Annotated in this window: 1 protein-coding gene; it reads right to left on the bottom strand. The window is 71.7% G+C overall.

Annotated features, from left to right (window positions below):
• Positions 1-343: DUF4118 domain-containing protein (locus ADK36_RS15320; RefSeq protein ID WP_159391156.1), on the bottom strand; the 343-nt coding region annotated here is incomplete at both ends.

Raw genomic sequence — 343 nt, 5'->3', positions numbered from 1 at the left:
TCGAGCAGCGCCTCCAGGCTGGTCTCACCGCGCAGCACGTTGCCGGCGAGGAAGGAGAGGATCTCCGACTCGGCGCGCAGCCGGGCCGCCTGGTGGGTGGGGCGGGCGGGGAGGTCCACGACCGAGGGGCCCGAGACCGCCACGCCGATGAAGATCGCGATGGCGACCATGTTCTTCGGGTGGGGGATGGTCGGGGTGGGGACGGGCGGGGTGAAGTACCAGGTCAGCAGCAGGGAGCCCACCCCCGCCGAGGCCAGTGCCGGCAGCAGGCCGCCGAGGAGTGCTGCCGCCACCGTCAGCGACAGGTACAGCAACATGTCGTTGGCGAGGCCGACTTCGGGTG

Source organism: Streptomyces viridochromogenes (genome assembly GCF_001270495.1).
In the GTDB taxonomy this organism is placed as follows: Bacteria; Actinomycetota; Actinomycetes; order Streptomycetales; family Streptomycetaceae; genus Streptomyces; species Streptomyces viridochromogenes_A.
Note: the sequence above shows the minus strand (reverse complement) of the source record. Positions and strands in the feature narration are given on the sequence as shown.